Below are 15,407 nucleotides of genomic sequence, written 5' to 3'. Positions count from 1 at the left end.
TTCCTGACGATCCAATAATGTTAAGCGAGTGCGTTTGTGTATGTTCATCTACAGTATTCTCCTGAATACTGTAAACAACGCTAGGAATTCTTACACGTTTGCGGGCCATGCAGAGTGGCATGCAAACAATGCAAAATGAACTGGAAAGCTTGAAAATTCAATCTTCGCAGGTAGCTGGGAAAGTTGAAAAAATTCAACAAAACACGCAAAACCCACAAAACCCTCAGCCAACTGAAAAAGTTGGGAAAACCCCGCAAACAGCAAGTTCAGCAGAAGCAAATCCGGAAGATCAAAAGAAAAACAATATGGTATTTTTCCGCGGCGGCTTTGCGCATAGCTCGCAGCATCGCGATGGCATGGTATTCCATAGTGATGTGGTCCCTGTTGGCGCACAGGACCGGCCCGATAAGAATGGCTGGTATTTCGGCGCCGGCTTTGACTGGAATCTCACTAGAAATGCCTGGGATCTGGCACCCAAAACCAATGTGCTAGCTGAATTAATGTTCGAGTACAAAGAATTCAGTTCACATGTGCAAGGTAATGCCTTGGCCAATATGCCGACTGAGTTGATTGGCGGCACTTTAAATCCTCACAGTGTGACAGTCAGTCAACTATCCATATACGCATCGCCCAAAATCAAGTTTCTTGAAGGCAACCGGTTCAGGCCGTGGATCATTCCGGCCGGTTTCGGTATGCACATTATCAGCCCGCCTGGCGAGTCAGCCTCCTTTTTTATTCCCGGCGTTGTATTTGCCGGAGGAGCGGAATATCGAGTCTGGAAAGATTTTTACGCCGGTGTCGACGCTCGTTACCATATTACGGGCGGTAAAAAAGATGGTATCAATGTCGATGGCTTGACGGCTGGTGGTTATTTAGGCATCGGTTTCTAACGTTCACATTCATCAAACGATCTGAAGTCCCATGCAGCGAGGTAGGTGGCAATGTCACTTACCTCGCTCGAATGGGCAAGTCAGCCGATTTAATACCCGCATCATCCAGTTCAAGTGCCAATGGCATACAACTAACACCGTTTTACTCTGCACACTAACTATCCCACCGGAAAACATGTTAATTTCCTGGTGCAGTAATCGCAGCAATCGCCCGGATTAACACCCCGCGCAAACCAAGAACCGGTAAGATCAGCAAAAAGCAGCGGTAAAAAAACAGAAAATGGATAAAAAACTGAAATGACCCGGCACGATTTGAAATTATTCGGTATGGAAGCGGCAAAAGGCCGCTGGGTGTTTGTGGCGATTGGATTATTGATCAATGTGTGCCTGGGATCGATTTATGCCTTCAGCGTTTTCCGGAAACCATTGGAAGTTTTGTGGGGGATTTCGTCGAGCCAAAGCGGGTATCCGTTCATGGTGTTTCTAGCGGTATTTGCGGTTGCAATGCCGCTGGCGGGTAGTCTGATCGAGCGCTGGGGGCCAAGATTGACAGCCACACTCGGCGGTTTACTGGCGGGAACCGGATGGATCGCGGCGAGCTTTTCCGTGGATATCGCCACTCTGACACTGTTATACGGCGTCATCGGCGGTGCCGGGGTCGGCATTGTGTACGGCTGCCCGATTGCCGTCGTGGTCAAATGGTTTCCACGCCACAGCGGACTGGCGATCGGATTAACTGTCATGGGTTTTGGCGTATCGGCATTGCTGATCGCACCGCTGATGAAAGCGATGATTCTGCTACCCGAAATTGGGATCATGCACACGTTTCTGTACCTTGGCATAGCATTCACCATCGTCATCGCCCTACTGGCGCAGTTATTGCGTTTCCCGTCGGATGCAAGGAATCCCACCGCATCCGCCACGCTGACCGCCGCACCGGTACCACCCGCTTTGAATTTAAACCGGCAAGCCATGTTAAAAACCCGCCGCTTCTATGCGCTGTGGGCAACATACACGATCGGTTGCTTAGCCGGATTGATGGCGATCGGCATCGCATCGCCGGTGGGCACCGAAGTGGCGCAGCTGGACGCGCCCACCGCAGCGCTTGCGGTATCGTTGTTTGCGGTATTCAACGGACTGGGGCGGCCACTGTTCGGCGCGTTAACCGATAAGCTCGGCCCGAAGCACACCGCAATCGTTTCGTTTACCTTGATTCTGAGCGCATCTCTGCTGCTGTTTTTTTTCGGACAAGGCAACGCCATGCTGTATCTGGTGGCATTCTGCGTACTGTGGATGTGCTTGGGTGGCTGGTTGGCGCTGGCGCCCACCGCCACCGGCATTTTCTTTGGAAAACTGCACTATGCGCAAAATTACGGTGTGATGTTTACCGCCTACGGCGCCGGTGCCATTCTGGGAACACTGTTGTCCGGCAGCATCAAGGACATCACTGGCAGCTATTTGCACGCCTTTGCCATTGTCGCGGGGTTAGCGGTTCTCGGGATGCTGATTGCCGCGATGGGACTCAACGCGCCGGACAAACGAACAACTTGAACTAGCTGCTCTTAATAACGCAGCGGCTCCACGCCCCGCCACCGTTGATCTGGCTGATAACAATTCATTTCGTTTTAAATCTCCCCGTGATAACCTTTAACCAGGAATGATTAGGGGAAAGCAATCAAATGGATAAATTGGGACTTCCGATTGTTTTATTGGCGGCTTTATGGGGTGCTGTCAATACGACACTCAGTTTCTTTCAATTCATCAACGCCAGACGCGACATGATGTTTGAATTGATCGACAAGTGCGGCTATTGCCCGGAACAAACGCTCGGTCCGGTTGAAATCTATCTGACCAATCTTCTGCCGCTCACGCTCGGAAACATCATTTTTCTTTACCTGATCAGTTATGTCATTTTATCCATTCCACGGCATATGAAAATTGAAAATGACGAAGAAGCCCAACGGCTAAAAAAAGCTTGCAACATCATTGCAATATTGCCTATTTTTGGCGCACTCTCATTTTGCGGGGGTGCCGTATTCGATCTGATGATACTGATTCGCGCCTTGAAATGAAAAAAAATCCCCTGCTGGCACTCGCGTTGCTATTGACGGTTTTAGCCTCCGGCGGTTGTGCCGTCATGGATAAAAATATTCCCGGCTGGACGCAATACCAGAATCTGGACAAAACCAATGTGCTGGAACTGGCATCCCGAAGCACCGGCACCGGCGAACCGGTACTGCTGATTCATGGCTTCGGCGCAAGCAGTTATAGTTGGCGCCATGTTATTGAACCGCTGGCGCAAAAGAACCGGGTCATCACCATTGACTTGAAAGGCTTCGGCGATTCACCAAAACCGCGCGATGATACATATTCCGTTTACGAACAAGCCAGGCTGGTCAGAAACTTCATTCTCGAGAACGATTTAAAGAATCTTCACATCGTTGGCCATTCTTATGGTGGCGGCGTCGCATTGGCAGTATCGATCTATTTGTCGGCATCCAATCCGGGGCTGCAAAAAAGTCTGGTACTCATCGACAGCGTTGCCTACCCGCAGGAACTGCCCGGCTTCGTAAAAATACTCGCCACCCCGGTATTGGGACCGTTAATCACTTATGCCGTGCCCAATACCTTCCAGGTGAAGAATCTCTTGCAGATCGTGTATTTCAACGATGACCTGATTCCGCAAGAAGCCATCGACCACTATGCCGCCGATCTCGGCAAGCCCGACGCCAAATACGCGCTACTCACGTCGGTACGGCAAATGCTGCCAACCGATTTGCAGCAATTCTCGGAAAACTACGCCAGTCTCACCATTCCCACCCTGATTATCTGGAGCAGGGAAGATGAAATCGTACCGCTGGCCGTCGGCAAACGGCTGCATGAAAATATACCGGATTCGAAACTCGTCATCATGAGCGGCGTCGGTCACGCCGTGCAAGAAGAAAAGCCATCGCTGCTTTTGCCGCACTTGCGCAGCTTCCTGGAAGCCGGATCGAACCGCGCGGCCATCGTGCCATAACTACGGCTTTCTATATCCATCGACCGGCATGATCCATTATTCACCGTTGAGAGCGACCCTATCATGAGAAATATCAGAATCCTGACCATGAACATCCAAGCGCAAGCCTGGCCCGCAGGCCCGCATAGCGACGCCGAATGGCGCGCGAAAGCAGCGGTCAAGGCGCTCGGTCCGGCCAATTTCGCGTTTGACGAGCATCCCGACGTGGTGGTGTTCAACGAAGCGGATAACGAAGATGCCAAGGAGATTCTGGAGACAGGACTCAAGGACATGTATCCGCATTTCATCGTGTCGTTCAACGGCGGCAGCGGCGATCTGGACGACGGTGGACTGGCGGTATTCAGCAAATTCGAGTTGCGCGAATTGCCGCCATCGGACAATAACTTTTCCAATAACCGCAGCCGGTTTTATCCCTATCAAAGTGGTCTTTTTTACCCGATGAGCGCCGGTAATGACGGTCTGGCGGAAAAAGGCGTGGCCATCGTGCAAATCAGCACCGGCCTGCACTTTGAGGTCGTCACCATCGCTTTGACGCACTTGCAGGCGTTTTACGAAGAAGTCGGCGAACACCACACCATCCGCCTGCGGCAATTGAAAGTCATCGAGGGCGCATTGATCGAACTCATCGGCGCGCCGGAAGACAACACCAATTGGGATAAGGTCATCGTACTGGGTGATTTGAACATCCGTGGCGATACGCCGCCTTACTCCACCGATGGCCACGGCGAATGGACCAATGTGTTTATCAACAACGGCGGCCCGTACAACAACGCCTCGCAAGGCATTCCCTTCCGGCAAAACCAACTGATTTTCACCGGACAACTGATCGACGGCTGGCGCACCTTCATGACGCCGCCGGGTGCTTTCATGGAAGCCGATCCGGGTTTGACCAACACCAATCTGAAGGAAGGCGAGCATCTGCCCGCGGGATTGAAAGAGCGGCTGGATTACATCTGCTTTCCGAAGCAACGCACCAATGAGATAGGCGAAACGCCGCGCCGGCTGGTCGCGCAGCACATGCGGATTTTGCCGTCGAATTTCTCCGCGTTGGATATGGCATTCGAAAGAATCCAAAGCGACCATCGCGGCATTTTGGCGCAAGTGCATTGGCAGTTTCCGTACAACACGCCGAACCAAGCCAAAATCCAGAGCGGTTTTGTGCATTTTCAAGCGCCGGATTCACTGGTCAAAGTCAATATCGCCAACGACCTGAAGATTCCTTCCCCCGGCGTGTTTCAATGGATTTACATCCGCGAACCGGGCACTTACACGTTCACTTACTCGCCCAATCTCGAAGCCGCGTTTTATTTTGAGAATGCTATGTCGACCAAGATCGATCCGTATAATCGAGTCAAATGGACAGAATTAGTACCCGACCACGACTGGCTGAACAGTTTGCAACACGAATTCCAGCTATCCGAAATAGGCGATCAGGTCGATGTGCACCGGCCGATGTTCATCCGCCTGAAAGCCGTTGAAAGAGAGGATAAATTCACCGGCAACATTGCTTTTTCTTTCATCAAGCACACCGGTGAAAACCGCTTCCTCGCCATCGGCCTGCAACCGAACGACATCCCCAAAGATCCGCGGCTACCGGTCGGCCAGAAAAACGGCGCAAACGACGAATGCTGGTTCCGCGCGCCGCTAGCCGAACAACTGTTGAGCGGCAATCCTTACCGGGTGGAGTTTTACATCCAAAACGATTTTGCCCGGAAAATCCGCCTCAGTCTGTTCGAAGGCATCGCCGCCCCCGCGCCGTTTGAGCAAGTCACCAATGAAGACAAGCTCACCTTGATCGGCTACGACCGCGCCGCCGACATCCAGGATGTTTACATACTGCTGGAACGCAGTCAGACAACGGATTTCGAATTCCTCGCCGGTTACCGCTACAGCATTTCCTACCTGAATCACCTGGAAATCTACAGTATCGAAGACCAAAGCGGTCTCGGCGCGGACGAAATCCACCTCACCATGACCGCCGACGACATGGCCACCAACTTCCTCGACTTCATCGACGAAGATTTCGACGATGACGAACGGCGCATGCTCAACTCTTATTACCCGAAAAACACCGCATTTAATGACCGGCTCAACATCACCGTGTTCGAACTCGACGGCGGCGATGACGACGACGGCCCCTTCACCGCCACGATCCCCGCATTGAAAAAAGGTGAAAATACACGAGAATCGTCGATCATCATCGAAGCGGAAGGCGCGGAATATCAGATTAGTTACAAACTGAGCCGGAATCCGAACCGGTAAGGTAGTGATGCGTTTATCGTTTTGGCAGTTTTTTTCAGCTTATGGGGCGGATGACCGAAGGGTGATCCGTCTAATCGATTATCCAATGTCACCAGCACGTTCATCTAGCAGAATACTTTCAGCTTCCGCCTTAAACGAATTAGGCGGTTAACACAAATTCCAGTAGCAGTTGACCTCATAACTCATAAGTCTTAAGCCCCATTGATGCGCCAATTGGGTACCAAACATCCTGCCAACGAACGTTGGCCAAATCAGTCCCTGCAAATGCAGTCTCATCATTGCCTTTTCTAAGAAGTTTTCCACCAGAAAGATACTTGAAGGTATGTTCGCCCAATTGCTCTTCACTAAACTCTTCAGGCAGCACAGACCGTAATGGATCGATATAAACAGGGTCATCAGCTACTAGGTAGAAGTCATCAAATAAGTGAGAAAAACTTATCATATGTTCCCCTAGCTCTATCGCATACCATTCTTCTGGAACGATATTTATTCTGACTTCGCCCTTCTCGTATTCTTTTATCACTCCTTCCAAGTGACCAATTTCCTCTTGCTCTTCAGGAGGGAGGAAAACAAATGCCGTAATAAAGGATTTTTCGTGGATCCACTCAACTGCGTGAGGGATAAATGCTTCCAAAGAAGGAAATTTCAGCGGTCTATTAGGATGAAGATCTCTGTAGAAGCCGAATGCTTTTGACATTTGGCGAACCAAAAATTGGTAATCGATATACATGACTCGATACTTCGATGGTGCCCGTTGCATACGTTCTTTGTAGATTTCTCGAACTTCGGCAACACAACTCACTGCATTTCGATTTATCTCCCTACCTGTGAATCTAATTACTGTATACCCAGCTCTTGTCAGATATCGTTGTCTGACTGCGTCTCTTTCCAGTTGCTCTTTAGTTGAATGGTATTCGTGCCCATCTAATTCAATGATTAATCGTGCGTCTTTCAAGATGAAATCGACACGATAACGACTGTGCTTCTCTGGATCTCCGAACCAATGCTCTTTTTCGATTAGCCCAGCTAAGCCTTCAAGTTCATTGTTGAATTGTTCTTCTATAAATGACTGGCTACGATCCCTATACCAACTTGGTGGCATCTTCGGTTGTCCTGGATATTTCATTGCATCTTTAAAAACCTATCGTTAAGCCTAACCCTGAGTTTAATCAGCTCGATACTCGCCGCTTCACTCTGTTTGGGGCTGAATGAAACGATTGACTATGTTCAATATATTCACGACTAATTTTCGGTCTGATTAGCTACTCGCTTCAGAAACTCTCTATAGATTTCCTGAGATTGATTATGAGATAAACAGAATTTTGATTCTTCGTCGAGAGAAGATGAAAGATCGGAATCCGTAATTTCTAAGCGCCCCCTCCAGCCTGTAATTGCGCCTTCGTAAATACTATCCGCTGTTCTAGCCAGATTCTCCGATCTCCAGCCAGCAGCAAGTAGTGCCCCCATTGTTGCTAAGCGCCAACCGTTTGATTTTAGAGCAGCATCATCTGCTTGAATGAGCTGGTTCTGAGCAGCGTAGAGCTGACTCATGAAACCTAGGAATCCAGCACATCTTCCTAATACTTGGGCATCAGAGTACGCTTCATGTTGTAGAGCAGCTTGTTCATTTTCGGCAGCAGAAGCAGACAAAGTGAAAAAAATAAGACCTGCTATGAGTATCTTTCGAATCACTGATTAGACGTCCGGAATGAAGTAATAGATTACGTCAAGTGTAATATCTAAACCTGTTATATTCATTCTATCTCCTTATTTCTTATAAATAAGACTGTTGCTGTTTTAAGTCTCATCGCTATGATGGCAATAGATCCACACCAAAAATTCCATACTACCCTCCAACCGCCTTCCCATGCAATGGATAGACGCACCTGCGGATCAACACCCACTATCACAGTCCCGTTAAAATGCAATAATAAGTCCGAGATGCAATTACAAGCGTTAGTTTCAAGGTGAAAACATGATTACTTTATATGGCATTGAATGGTTACGAGCGAAATATGTCTTGTTCACGCTGGCGGAGCTGGGCTTGGATTTCCAGCATGCCCGGATAAACCCATTCGAGAAAGAGAAATACGCGCCCGGGTATTTAAAGCTGAATCCGCTGGCGCAGGTGCCTACGCTGGTCGATGACGATCTGGTGCTGACCGAAGCCATCGCGATCAATTTTTATCTGTCGAGAAAATACGGCGCGGGGAAGCTGTGGGCGGACCGGCTGGAAGACGAAGCGCAGATCTACAAATGGAGCCTGTTTGCGGTCACTCAAATGGAAACTGCCTGTGTGGATCTTATTCTGCACCGGAAGGTTCTCGATGCGAAAGTTAGAAATCCGAACATCGTCCAGGCGGCTGAAAAGAAACTGACGAAACCGCTCGAGGTATTGAACAACCATCTCGGCGGTAAAGATTTCCTAGTGGCCGGTAAATTTACCGTCGCGGATATTAATATGGCGGGTGTTTTGTCCTATGCGCTGAGCGGCGAATTCGATTTTTCGCCTTATGACCATGTGGCGCGGTATTTGGACACGATTTTATCGAGACCGGCGTGCAAGAAAGCAGGAATTGTTCCCCACACCTAATGCCATCCTAACCTATCGTGCTGGTTCTGATGGCATGTGTTAATTCATGACTTGGTACCTTGGTTGCGGGTGGGACGCTTTCAGCTTCGGCTTTACGCGGCTTAATTGAATTGTCAGACCGTTCACCTCTCAACCGCGAAATGCCGCTTCAATCCGAGCAATGTCGATTTTCCTCATCGTCATCATCGCATCGAACGCCCGTTTGGCAGCTGCACGGTCAGGACTGGTGAATGCTTTCGTCAGGGCAACCGGCGTAATCTGCCAGGAGATGCCCCACTTGTCCTTGCACCAACCGCAATCGCTCTCCTGCCCGCCGTTGCCGACGATTGCGTTCCAGTAACGATCCGTTTCACTTTGGTCTTCGGTCGCCACCTGAAACGAAAAGGCCTCGTTGTGCGTAAACGCAGGTCCTCCATTGAGTCCGAGGCACGGGATACCCATGACGATGAACTCGACAGTCAACACGTCCCCTTCTTTGCCCGACGGATAATCCCCCGGTGCGCGATGCACCGCGCCAACCGACGAACCGGGAAAGGTCTCGGCATAAAATCGCGCAGCCCCCTCGGCATCATTGTCGTACCAGAGACAGATCGTGTTCTTTGCGATCTTGGTCATGTCATATCTCCTTTGAATTGAGAGGTTACACATTCCGAACGGCCTCGATGAGTTCCGCATTGGGTCTGACGTTCTGTTGAGCAATGCCGGAGCGCTTAGCTTCATTGGATGGATGCCCGAAGGGTGATTCGTCAAATCATGCGGGCGCAACACTTTCAGCTTCCGCCTTATGCGAGTTATGCATTTTTACCAGCCTCTTATTGAACGCAACTTAGCTTGCAACGACGTTGATAACTCAGCAAGCCCTTCGCCATTTGGCAAATAACGGATATGGCGTAAGTGGCGAAGGTCAAAAGGTATATCATGCTCAGATTGAGTTATTAGTATCACTTCTTTGCCTATTGCATGAGCAATGCCCGCCTCATAGAAAACATTAGGATTTTTTCCCGAGCAGTCGCAAACCACAACCTTGGCTCTAGCAATGATATTTACGATATCCTGAATTATTGCATGGTGCTCCCAAATATCATCTGCCCGTACGCAAGAAAAGCCTATTGAGGTTGTTGCTTGATGTAGGGCTGCGTATACAGGATTAAATTCAGCACTAAAGGGCATCATTATAGAAACAAGGTTTTCATCCTGTACGTATGCTGCTTCTAGAGAAAATACCTTTGGACTAACAGCCCTTTTTTGTTGGTTCTGTAGTAGAAGCTTATATAAGTCACATTGCATACTGTCCAGCATGTATGTGATAAACCGAAACGTCCCAGACGTAATTCAACCGAGTAGCCTTCCAACTCAACGTTTGAGATTGGCAAAATACTATTATCAACTGCGTACTGAATAGATACTTCTGAGTATCCGAACGTAACATTTATGATATAAGCCACTTTGGCAAATTGCGGCCCATTCCCTCCCGTTTCGGTAACTAAAAGTGCTGGATATTGTTTTAGTTTTTCTGGATTAAGTTGACCGTTTGAATAAAACTTACTGCCGACAGGATCATTTTCGCTTATATAAAAACGGCTCCTTGACAATGTTCCACCAGAATCTGGCCATCCCTGAAAAGCAATTAGCAAATGAAACATATTTCTATTCAATATTCCCATGGCTCATGGTTTTTGTGCATAATTGTATTTAGACGTTGCTAAGCGTATTACGTCAAGCGTAATAACTAGTTCTGCAGAACTCATTCTATCTCCTTATTTTTTACAAGACTATCGCCGCTTCAAGCTTCATCGCAAGAAAGTATTGTATTCCTACTCCAAGATTCCATGCTTGCTAAGCATACCCATCAACCGCCATTTCGTACAATGAATCGTCGATTCCGTTAATCAACACCCACCATAACCCAGCAATTCCATTGAAAAACGTTTAGAATGTGCGCCCCTTTCTTGTAACTATCATCCGCAGGTATCCGTTTTGATTACAACCGCCAATATCACCATGCAATTCGGCGCTAAGCCGCTTTTTGAGAACGTTTCCGTTAAATTCGGCGGGGGTAATCGCTATGGATTGATCGGCGCTAACGGTTGCGGCAAGTCGACGTTCTTGAAGATTCTGGGGGCATTTGGGTGAATGGTTAGGAAAGCTCTGGATAACTTGCATTGTCATTCAGAATGCAGCGAGAATCTTTAATAATCAATACAATAGATTCTCGATCTAACTCGAAATGACACTTGTTCAGGATTTCCTTAAGCACTCTTTGGCAAATCGTGGAGAATCGCAAATTCAATGCGATTAATTGGTTAACTCAGCAGGTTACTCGCCGCCCGATTGTTAACCATGTTTCTCGGTGATTATCAGCCTTCCGGAAACAAGGTATTGGTGAACTCATATTTGTCGGCTCTGTAGTTTTGTTTTTCTTCCTTCCAATCTTTTTGCCTTTCCTTAAGCCTCTTTCCGCTTTCTACCTTCTCGGCTTCTTCCATCGTTTTTGGTATGGGTGTTTTATCACTTTTGTGCCTTGATATTTCGGAAGTATCCGCCAGCGCATTCGTCACGGTATCCGCGAATTCCGATTTGGCGCTTTCTTTCGCTTCATCGTAGCGAGTTTCACCGGTGGACAATGTCGTAGTTCCCTTCTTATTGGTGCCTTCCGCATGGACCGGTATGCTTTCCAGTGCGCGATTCAGGTAATTGCGTTTTTTCGCCACGGTTTCTTTAAATTTGCCTGTCTGTTTCGCAGTTTCCGCTATCACTGGATCGTTGAAGCCGATTTTAAGGGAAAATTTCTCAACCTCATCGATAAATCCTTGATCGATAGTATCGTCTTCTTTGATGACAGCGATGCCGACAGTCCCGGGATCGCGGCCGTATAGTCCATCCGTATCGACGGATTTCTCAAATTGATCGGCCCATTTGTCTTCGGCTTCCTGAGGCCAGGCCACTACGTTCCACATATTATCGGCGCCGCCCCACTCCCGTTTGATCAAATGCGCGCCAATCCATTTGAAACCAGGAGCGATGCGGCTGACATCGGCCGCTTGCGAAGTGTTTCTTCGCTTACCGGCTTCCTTGTCCCCTTCAATGCTGGCTCGCGTGCTGATGACATCGGTCGCGCTCTCATCTACATCTTCGAATCTTTTAAGAATCTGCGCCTTACGTTCCAAGAAATCTTTTCCCCGGAAATTGTCATCGGTATTATTATCTTGGGTTTTTTTGTAACTGGAAGGCAAGGGATACTCATCGCGAAGCGTCGCCAGCATTGCCCCAACCGCGCGTTTCTTCGCTGACTGACCGTCTTTTTCTTTCCACGGCTTCTCCGCTGTCGTTAACGCAACCCGCTTCTCAATGGAATATTTGGCGCGCTGAATTACGCCGTGTGGTTCCGGTTGTTTACGAGAAGTATCACGCCTCATTTGCACCGCATTTTCTCCCGCCTTATCGGCTTCCTGCTCCGATCCTCGGTCGTCATTGGCAAACACTCCATCCTTCATTTGCATCGTTGGTTGCACGCGGCCCCGTGCTTGCCGGTGCTGAGCCGAGAGAATAGCGCTGCCTTGCAGGGTTTCCAGGATCTTGCGTTGGGCAAGTTGTTTCGAACTGTTCTTGATCAAGTTTGTCGTCTTACTCTGAGCAAGCTGCCTCGGACTATGTTTGATCGAATCCGCCAATTTGCGCTGAGCGATGCTTTCCGGACGATTGTTTATAAACCGGGCTTCCGGAGGCATTGAAGTAGTGCGAAGTGATTTTGCAGTGGGGTGCTGGCGATGTTCGAGCTGCGCTATTTTGGATGATTTCATGGTGCGTCCTGTCGTATGTACCGGAAAAATAACCCCCCGAAAATGCTTAGGGAGAAAGTAGCGTAAACCGCGTGAAGTGTCAAACTAAAAACCATGAATAATAAAGCATATGTGTATACTTTTCTGTGCAAATCTTATGAGTTATTACCCAGCATTTTAAGTTATTCCAATTCCCATTCTGCACATGAAGAATTCATCCAGCTTTATGGGACGAATAAAGCATTCTGAGCTCGTCTGATGTATGCCAAAACCACTTGTCGCCAGCAGTCCTTGCAGTGACCTTGGAGCACGTTGTTCAGGAAGTGATTGCTAATCCAATGCGGAGCCTCTGGAAAGAGTTGCGACAAATCAGGTATGTCCGCGGAGATATTTAGTGATGCCGGGAGCCAGGAATTTGCTAAGGATTTCAGGATTCCACAGCATTGAAATCTAACTAAAATTAGGCGTTCAAAATGACGTGATCTATTACGTTAAGCATAATAGTTAATCCCGCAACATTCACTCTATCCCCTTATTTTTTACGAGGTTATCACTGTCTTAAATTTCACCACAATATATTGCCAGAAGATCTTAGACCCATACCTCAAAATTCCATGCTTACAAAGCATACCTCCCCAATCGCCGCTTCATGCAATGAATCGAATTGACTCATACCATACCCCAGCAAACCCCTTGAAAAACGTTTAGAATATGCGCCCCTTTCTAGCAACCATCATCCGCAGGTATCCGTTTTGATTACAACCGCCAATATCACCATGCAATTCGGCGCCAAGCCGCTGTTTGAGAACGTTTCCGTTAAATTCGGCGGGGGTAACCGCTATGGGTTGATCGGTGCGAACGGTTGCGGCAAGTCGACGTTCATGAAAATTCTCGGCGGCGATCTGGAGCCGACTTCCGGTAATGTTTCGGTGGACAGCGGCGAGCGGGTGGGCAAGTTGCGCCAGGATCAATTCGCGTTTGAAGATTGCCTGGTGATCGATACGGTGATGATGGGACACGCGGATTTATGGCGTATCAAGCAGGAGCGCGACGCGATTTACGCCAACCCGGAGGCGACTGAAGACGATTACATGCGCGCTGCCGAATTGGAGTCGGAGTTTGCCGAGTTGGATGGCTATTCGGCGGAAGCGCGCGCCGGGGAGTTGCTGCTCGGCGTTGGCATCTCCACGACCCAGCATCAAGGGTTGATGAGCGCCATTGCGCCGGGTTATAAGTTGCGCGTGCTGCTGGCGCAGGCGTTGTTCTCTAATCCGGATATTCTGCTGCTGGACGAGCCTACCAATAACCTCGATATCAATACCATCCGCTGGCTGGAGGATGTCATCAATGCCAGCAAGAACACCATTATCATCATTTCGCATGACCGGCATTTCTTGAACAGCGTGTGCACGCACATGGCCGATCTGGATTACGGCGAGCTGCGCATTTATCCGGGCAATTACGACGATTACATGACCGTCTCGACCCAGGTACGCGAGCGTATGCTGGCCGATAACGCCAAGAAAAAAGCGCAGATCGCCGATTTGCAATCGTTCGTCAGCCGTTTTTCCGCCAATGCGTCGAAAGCCCGGCAGGCCACCAGCCGCGCGCGGCAAATCGAGAAAATCAAGCTGGAAGACGTCAAACCGTCCAGCCGCCAGTATCCGTTTATCCGCTTTGAATTTCACGATAAGGAAAAACTGCACCGCCTGGCCGTTTCCATCCAGGCCATCGGCAAGCATTTTTCCGGCATGGACAAACCACTGTTCGAGAATTTCAGCGTGAATATCGAAGCCGGCGAGAAAGTCGCCATCATCGGCCCGAACGGTATCGGCAAAACCACGCTGCTGCGCTGCCTGGCCAGTGACCTTGCAGTGGATTCCGGCGAAATCAAATGGGCCGAGAAAGCCAATCCCGGCTATTTCCCGCAAGACCATGCAGCCGATTTCGCGGAAGATTTGTCATTGATGGAATGGATGGATCAGTGGCGGCGAGGCAGCGATGACGATCAAACGATTCGCGGTACACTCGGCCGATTATTGTTTTCTGGTGATGACATCAAAAAATCCACGAAAGTCATTTCCGGCGGAGAACAAGGCCGCATGCTGTTCGGCAAGCTGATCCTACAAAAACCGAATGTGCTGCTGATGGACGAACCGACCAATCACCTGGACATGGAATCGATCGAATCGCTGAACAGCGCGCTGGAACGATATACCGGCACGCTGATTTTCATCTCCCACGACCGCGAATTCGTCTCCTCGCTGGCCACCCGCATTCTGGAAATGACACCGGACGGCATCAACGACTTCAAGGGCAATTACGAGGATTATTTGCGTTCGCAAGGGATTGAGTGAGAAAGAGCAATCAGCGGTAACACTGAGTTTTCTTGGTTAGCCGCTTCATTCCATCTGCTGCGAAAAATCAGTTTCGTAGAACGGATACCCGAAAGGCGCTCCGCCAACAAATTAAAACCAGCGCCAACCTATCATCCAATACCGCCATCACGCTCATCCGGTGGAATCATACGAAAGAATAAATCATGCGGATGAAACACGTTCATTCGGCGGAACGCTTTCAGCTTTCGCCTTACGCTGGTTACGATGATGGAATACCATGCGCATTGGCAGGAAAATACAATCTTCGTTTATAAATAATAAGTTGTAAGAATTCCTAGCGTTGTTTACAGTATTCAGGAGAATACTGTAGATGAACATACACAAACGCACTCGCTTAACATTATTGGATCGTCAGGAAATCTGGCGGCTATATCAAACCCGGTTGTGGAAGGTAGTTCAGCTGGCAGAACACTTCCACGTCAGCCGCCCAACGATTTATGACGTACTGAAACGAGCCAGGCTACA

The 15,407-nt window shown here is 49.0% G+C and carries 14 protein-coding genes and 1 pseudogene; 9 read left to right on the top strand and 6 right to left on the bottom strand.

Annotation, left to right across the window (positions count from 1 at the left end):
- The first annotated feature begins 119 nt into the window (after window positions 1-119).
- The 5 genes from BLU57_RS14770 to BLU57_RS14750 all read left to right on the top strand — a co-directional run bounded on the left by BLU57_RS14770 (window position 120) and on the right by BLU57_RS14750 (window position 6,171).
- Window positions 120-890 (top strand): porin family protein, encoded by a 771-nt coding sequence (locus tag BLU57_RS14770; RefSeq protein WP_176776466.1) that lies wholly within the window; start codon window positions 120-122, stop codon window positions 888-890.
- Between the two features lie 297 nt (window positions 891-1,187).
- Window positions 1,188-2,441, top strand: coding sequence for an L-lactate MFS transporter (locus BLU57_RS14765; RefSeq protein ID WP_090322540.1), 1,254 nt, complete (start codon window positions 1,188-1,190; stop codon window positions 2,439-2,441).
- Window positions 2,442-2,569: 128 nt separating this feature from the next.
- The gene (locus BLU57_RS14760; RefSeq protein WP_090322538.1) at window positions 2,570-2,962 is read left to right on the top strand and encodes a hypothetical protein; all 393 of its coding nucleotides are present in this window, start codon (window positions 2,570-2,572) and stop codon (window positions 2,960-2,962) included.
- Entirely contained in the window at window positions 2,959-3,909 is a 951-nt protein-coding gene (locus tag BLU57_RS14755; protein ID WP_090322535.1) for an alpha/beta fold hydrolase, read from the top strand. The genes BLU57_RS14760 and BLU57_RS14755 overlap by 4 nt, the downstream gene beginning before the upstream one ends.
- A 63-nt stretch (window positions 3,910-3,972) precedes the next feature.
- Window positions 3,973-6,171 carry an endonuclease/exonuclease/phosphatase family protein gene (locus BLU57_RS14750; RefSeq protein WP_090322533.1) on the top strand — a complete coding sequence of 733 codons (2,199 nt, stop codon included), beginning with the start codon at window positions 3,973-3,975 and terminating at the stop codon, window positions 6,169-6,171.
- 175 nt (window positions 6,172-6,346) lie between these two features.
- Here BLU57_RS14750 and BLU57_RS14745 read toward each other — a convergent pair whose 3' ends face one another.
- Window positions 6,347-7,273 (bottom strand): endonuclease domain-containing protein, encoded by a 927-nt coding sequence (locus tag BLU57_RS14745; RefSeq protein ID WP_218131690.1) that lies wholly within the window; start codon window positions 7,271-7,273, stop codon window positions 6,347-6,349.
- Window positions 7,274-7,413: 140 nt separating this feature from the next.
- Window positions 7,414-7,863: a hypothetical protein gene (locus BLU57_RS14740; protein WP_090322528.1), complete on the bottom strand. Its 450-nt coding sequence runs from the start codon at window positions 7,861-7,863 to the stop codon at window positions 7,414-7,416.
- 283 nt (window positions 7,864-8,146) lie between these two features.
- Between BLU57_RS14740 and BLU57_RS14735 the strand changes: the two genes are divergently transcribed.
- Complete coding sequence (locus BLU57_RS14735; RefSeq protein ID WP_090322525.1) at window positions 8,147-8,764, top strand: glutathione S-transferase family protein; 618 nt, start codon at window positions 8,147-8,149, stop codon at window positions 8,762-8,764.
- 129 nt (window positions 8,765-8,893) lie between these two features.
- Here the strand turns inward: BLU57_RS14735 and BLU57_RS14730 are convergent, their stop codons facing one another.
- The 3 genes from BLU57_RS14730 to BLU57_RS16340 all read right to left on the bottom strand — a co-directional run bounded on the left by BLU57_RS14730 (window position 8,894) and on the right by BLU57_RS16340 (window position 10,407).
- On the bottom strand, window positions 8,894-9,379 hold the full coding sequence (locus tag BLU57_RS14730) for a VOC family protein (RefSeq protein WP_090322523.1): 486 nt from the start codon (window positions 9,377-9,379) through the stop codon (window positions 8,894-8,896).
- A 186-nt stretch (window positions 9,380-9,565) separates the two neighbouring features.
- The gene (locus BLU57_RS16345; RefSeq protein ID WP_218131689.1) at window positions 9,566-9,937 is read right to left on the bottom strand and encodes a hypothetical protein; all 372 of its coding nucleotides are present in this window, start codon (window positions 9,935-9,937) and stop codon (window positions 9,566-9,568) included.
- A gap of 38 nt (window positions 9,938-9,975) precedes the next feature.
- Window positions 9,976-10,407, bottom strand: a complete 432-nt coding sequence (locus BLU57_RS16340) for a hypothetical protein (protein ID WP_218131688.1) — start codon at window positions 10,405-10,407, stop codon at window positions 9,976-9,978.
- Between the two features lie 358 nt (window positions 10,408-10,765).
- Here BLU57_RS16340 and BLU57_RS14720 point away from each other — a divergent pair.
- Window positions 10,766-10,882: pseudogene (locus tag BLU57_RS14720) on the top strand (ATP-binding cassette domain-containing protein); the annotation flags it as partial.
- A 239-nt stretch (window positions 10,883-11,121) separates the two neighbouring features.
- Here BLU57_RS14720 and BLU57_RS14715 read toward each other — a convergent pair.
- Window positions 11,122-12,564 (bottom strand): hypothetical protein, encoded by a 1,443-nt coding sequence (locus BLU57_RS14715; RefSeq protein ID WP_143026998.1) that lies wholly within the window; start codon window positions 12,562-12,564, stop codon window positions 11,122-11,124.
- A gap of 731 nt (window positions 12,565-13,295) precedes the next feature.
- Between BLU57_RS14715 and BLU57_RS14710 the strand changes: the two genes are divergently transcribed.
- Both BLU57_RS14710 and BLU57_RS16960 read left to right on the top strand, forming a co-directional pair.
- Entirely contained in the window at window positions 13,296-14,900 is a 1,605-nt protein-coding gene (locus tag BLU57_RS14710; protein WP_090322518.1) for an ABC-F family ATPase, read from the top strand.
- A gap of 352 nt (window positions 14,901-15,252) precedes the next feature.
- On the top strand, window positions 15,253-15,407 hold a 155-nt coding region (locus tag BLU57_RS16960; RefSeq protein ID WP_176776394.1), incomplete at its 3' end, for a helix-turn-helix domain-containing protein.

The organism is Nitrosomonas oligotropha (genome assembly GCF_900106555.1).
In the GTDB taxonomy this organism is placed as follows: Bacteria; Pseudomonadota; Gammaproteobacteria; order Burkholderiales; family Nitrosomonadaceae; genus Nitrosomonas; species Nitrosomonas oligotropha_A.
This window is presented reverse-complemented; position numbering and strand designations above follow the sequence as displayed.

What these genes read in the sequence shown, in the direction of transcription:
- BLU57_RS14750 (WP_090322533.1), top strand. Translation starts at nt 3,973, where the DNA reads ATGAGAAATATCAGAATCCTGACCATGAACATCCAAGCGCAAGCCTGG.
- BLU57_RS14715 (WP_143026998.1), bottom strand. Translation starts at nt 12,564, where the DNA reads ATGAAATCATCCAAAATAGCGCAGCTCGAACATCGCCAGCACCCCACT.
- BLU57_RS16345 (WP_218131689.1), bottom strand. Translation starts at nt 9,937, where the DNA reads ATGATGCCCTTTAGTGCTGAATTTAATCCTGTATACGCAGCCCTACAT.
- BLU57_RS14735 (WP_090322525.1), top strand. Translation starts at nt 8,147, where the DNA reads ATGATTACTTTATATGGCATTGAATGGTTACGAGCGAAATATGTCTTG.
- BLU57_RS14730 (WP_090322523.1), bottom strand. Translation starts at nt 9,379, where the DNA reads ATGACCAAGATCGCAAAGAACACGATCTGTCTCTGGTACGACAATGAT.
- BLU57_RS14760 (WP_090322538.1), top strand. Translation starts at nt 2,570, where the DNA reads ATGGATAAATTGGGACTTCCGATTGTTTTATTGGCGGCTTTATGGGGT.
- BLU57_RS14755 (WP_090322535.1), top strand. Translation starts at nt 2,959, where the DNA reads ATGAAAAAAAATCCCCTGCTGGCACTCGCGTTGCTATTGACGGTTTTA.
- BLU57_RS14745 (WP_218131690.1), bottom strand. Translation starts at nt 7,273, where the DNA reads ATGCCACCAAGTTGGTATAGGGATCGTAGCCAGTCATTTATAGAAGAA.
- BLU57_RS14770 (WP_176776466.1), top strand. Translation starts at nt 120, where the DNA reads ATGCAAACAATGCAAAATGAACTGGAAAGCTTGAAAATTCAATCTTCG.
- BLU57_RS16340 (WP_218131688.1), bottom strand. Translation starts at nt 10,407, where the DNA reads ATGTTTCATTTGCTAATTGCTTTTCAGGGATGGCCAGATTCTGGTGGA.
- BLU57_RS14765 (WP_090322540.1), top strand. Translation starts at nt 1,188, where the DNA reads ATGACCCGGCACGATTTGAAATTATTCGGTATGGAAGCGGCAAAAGGC.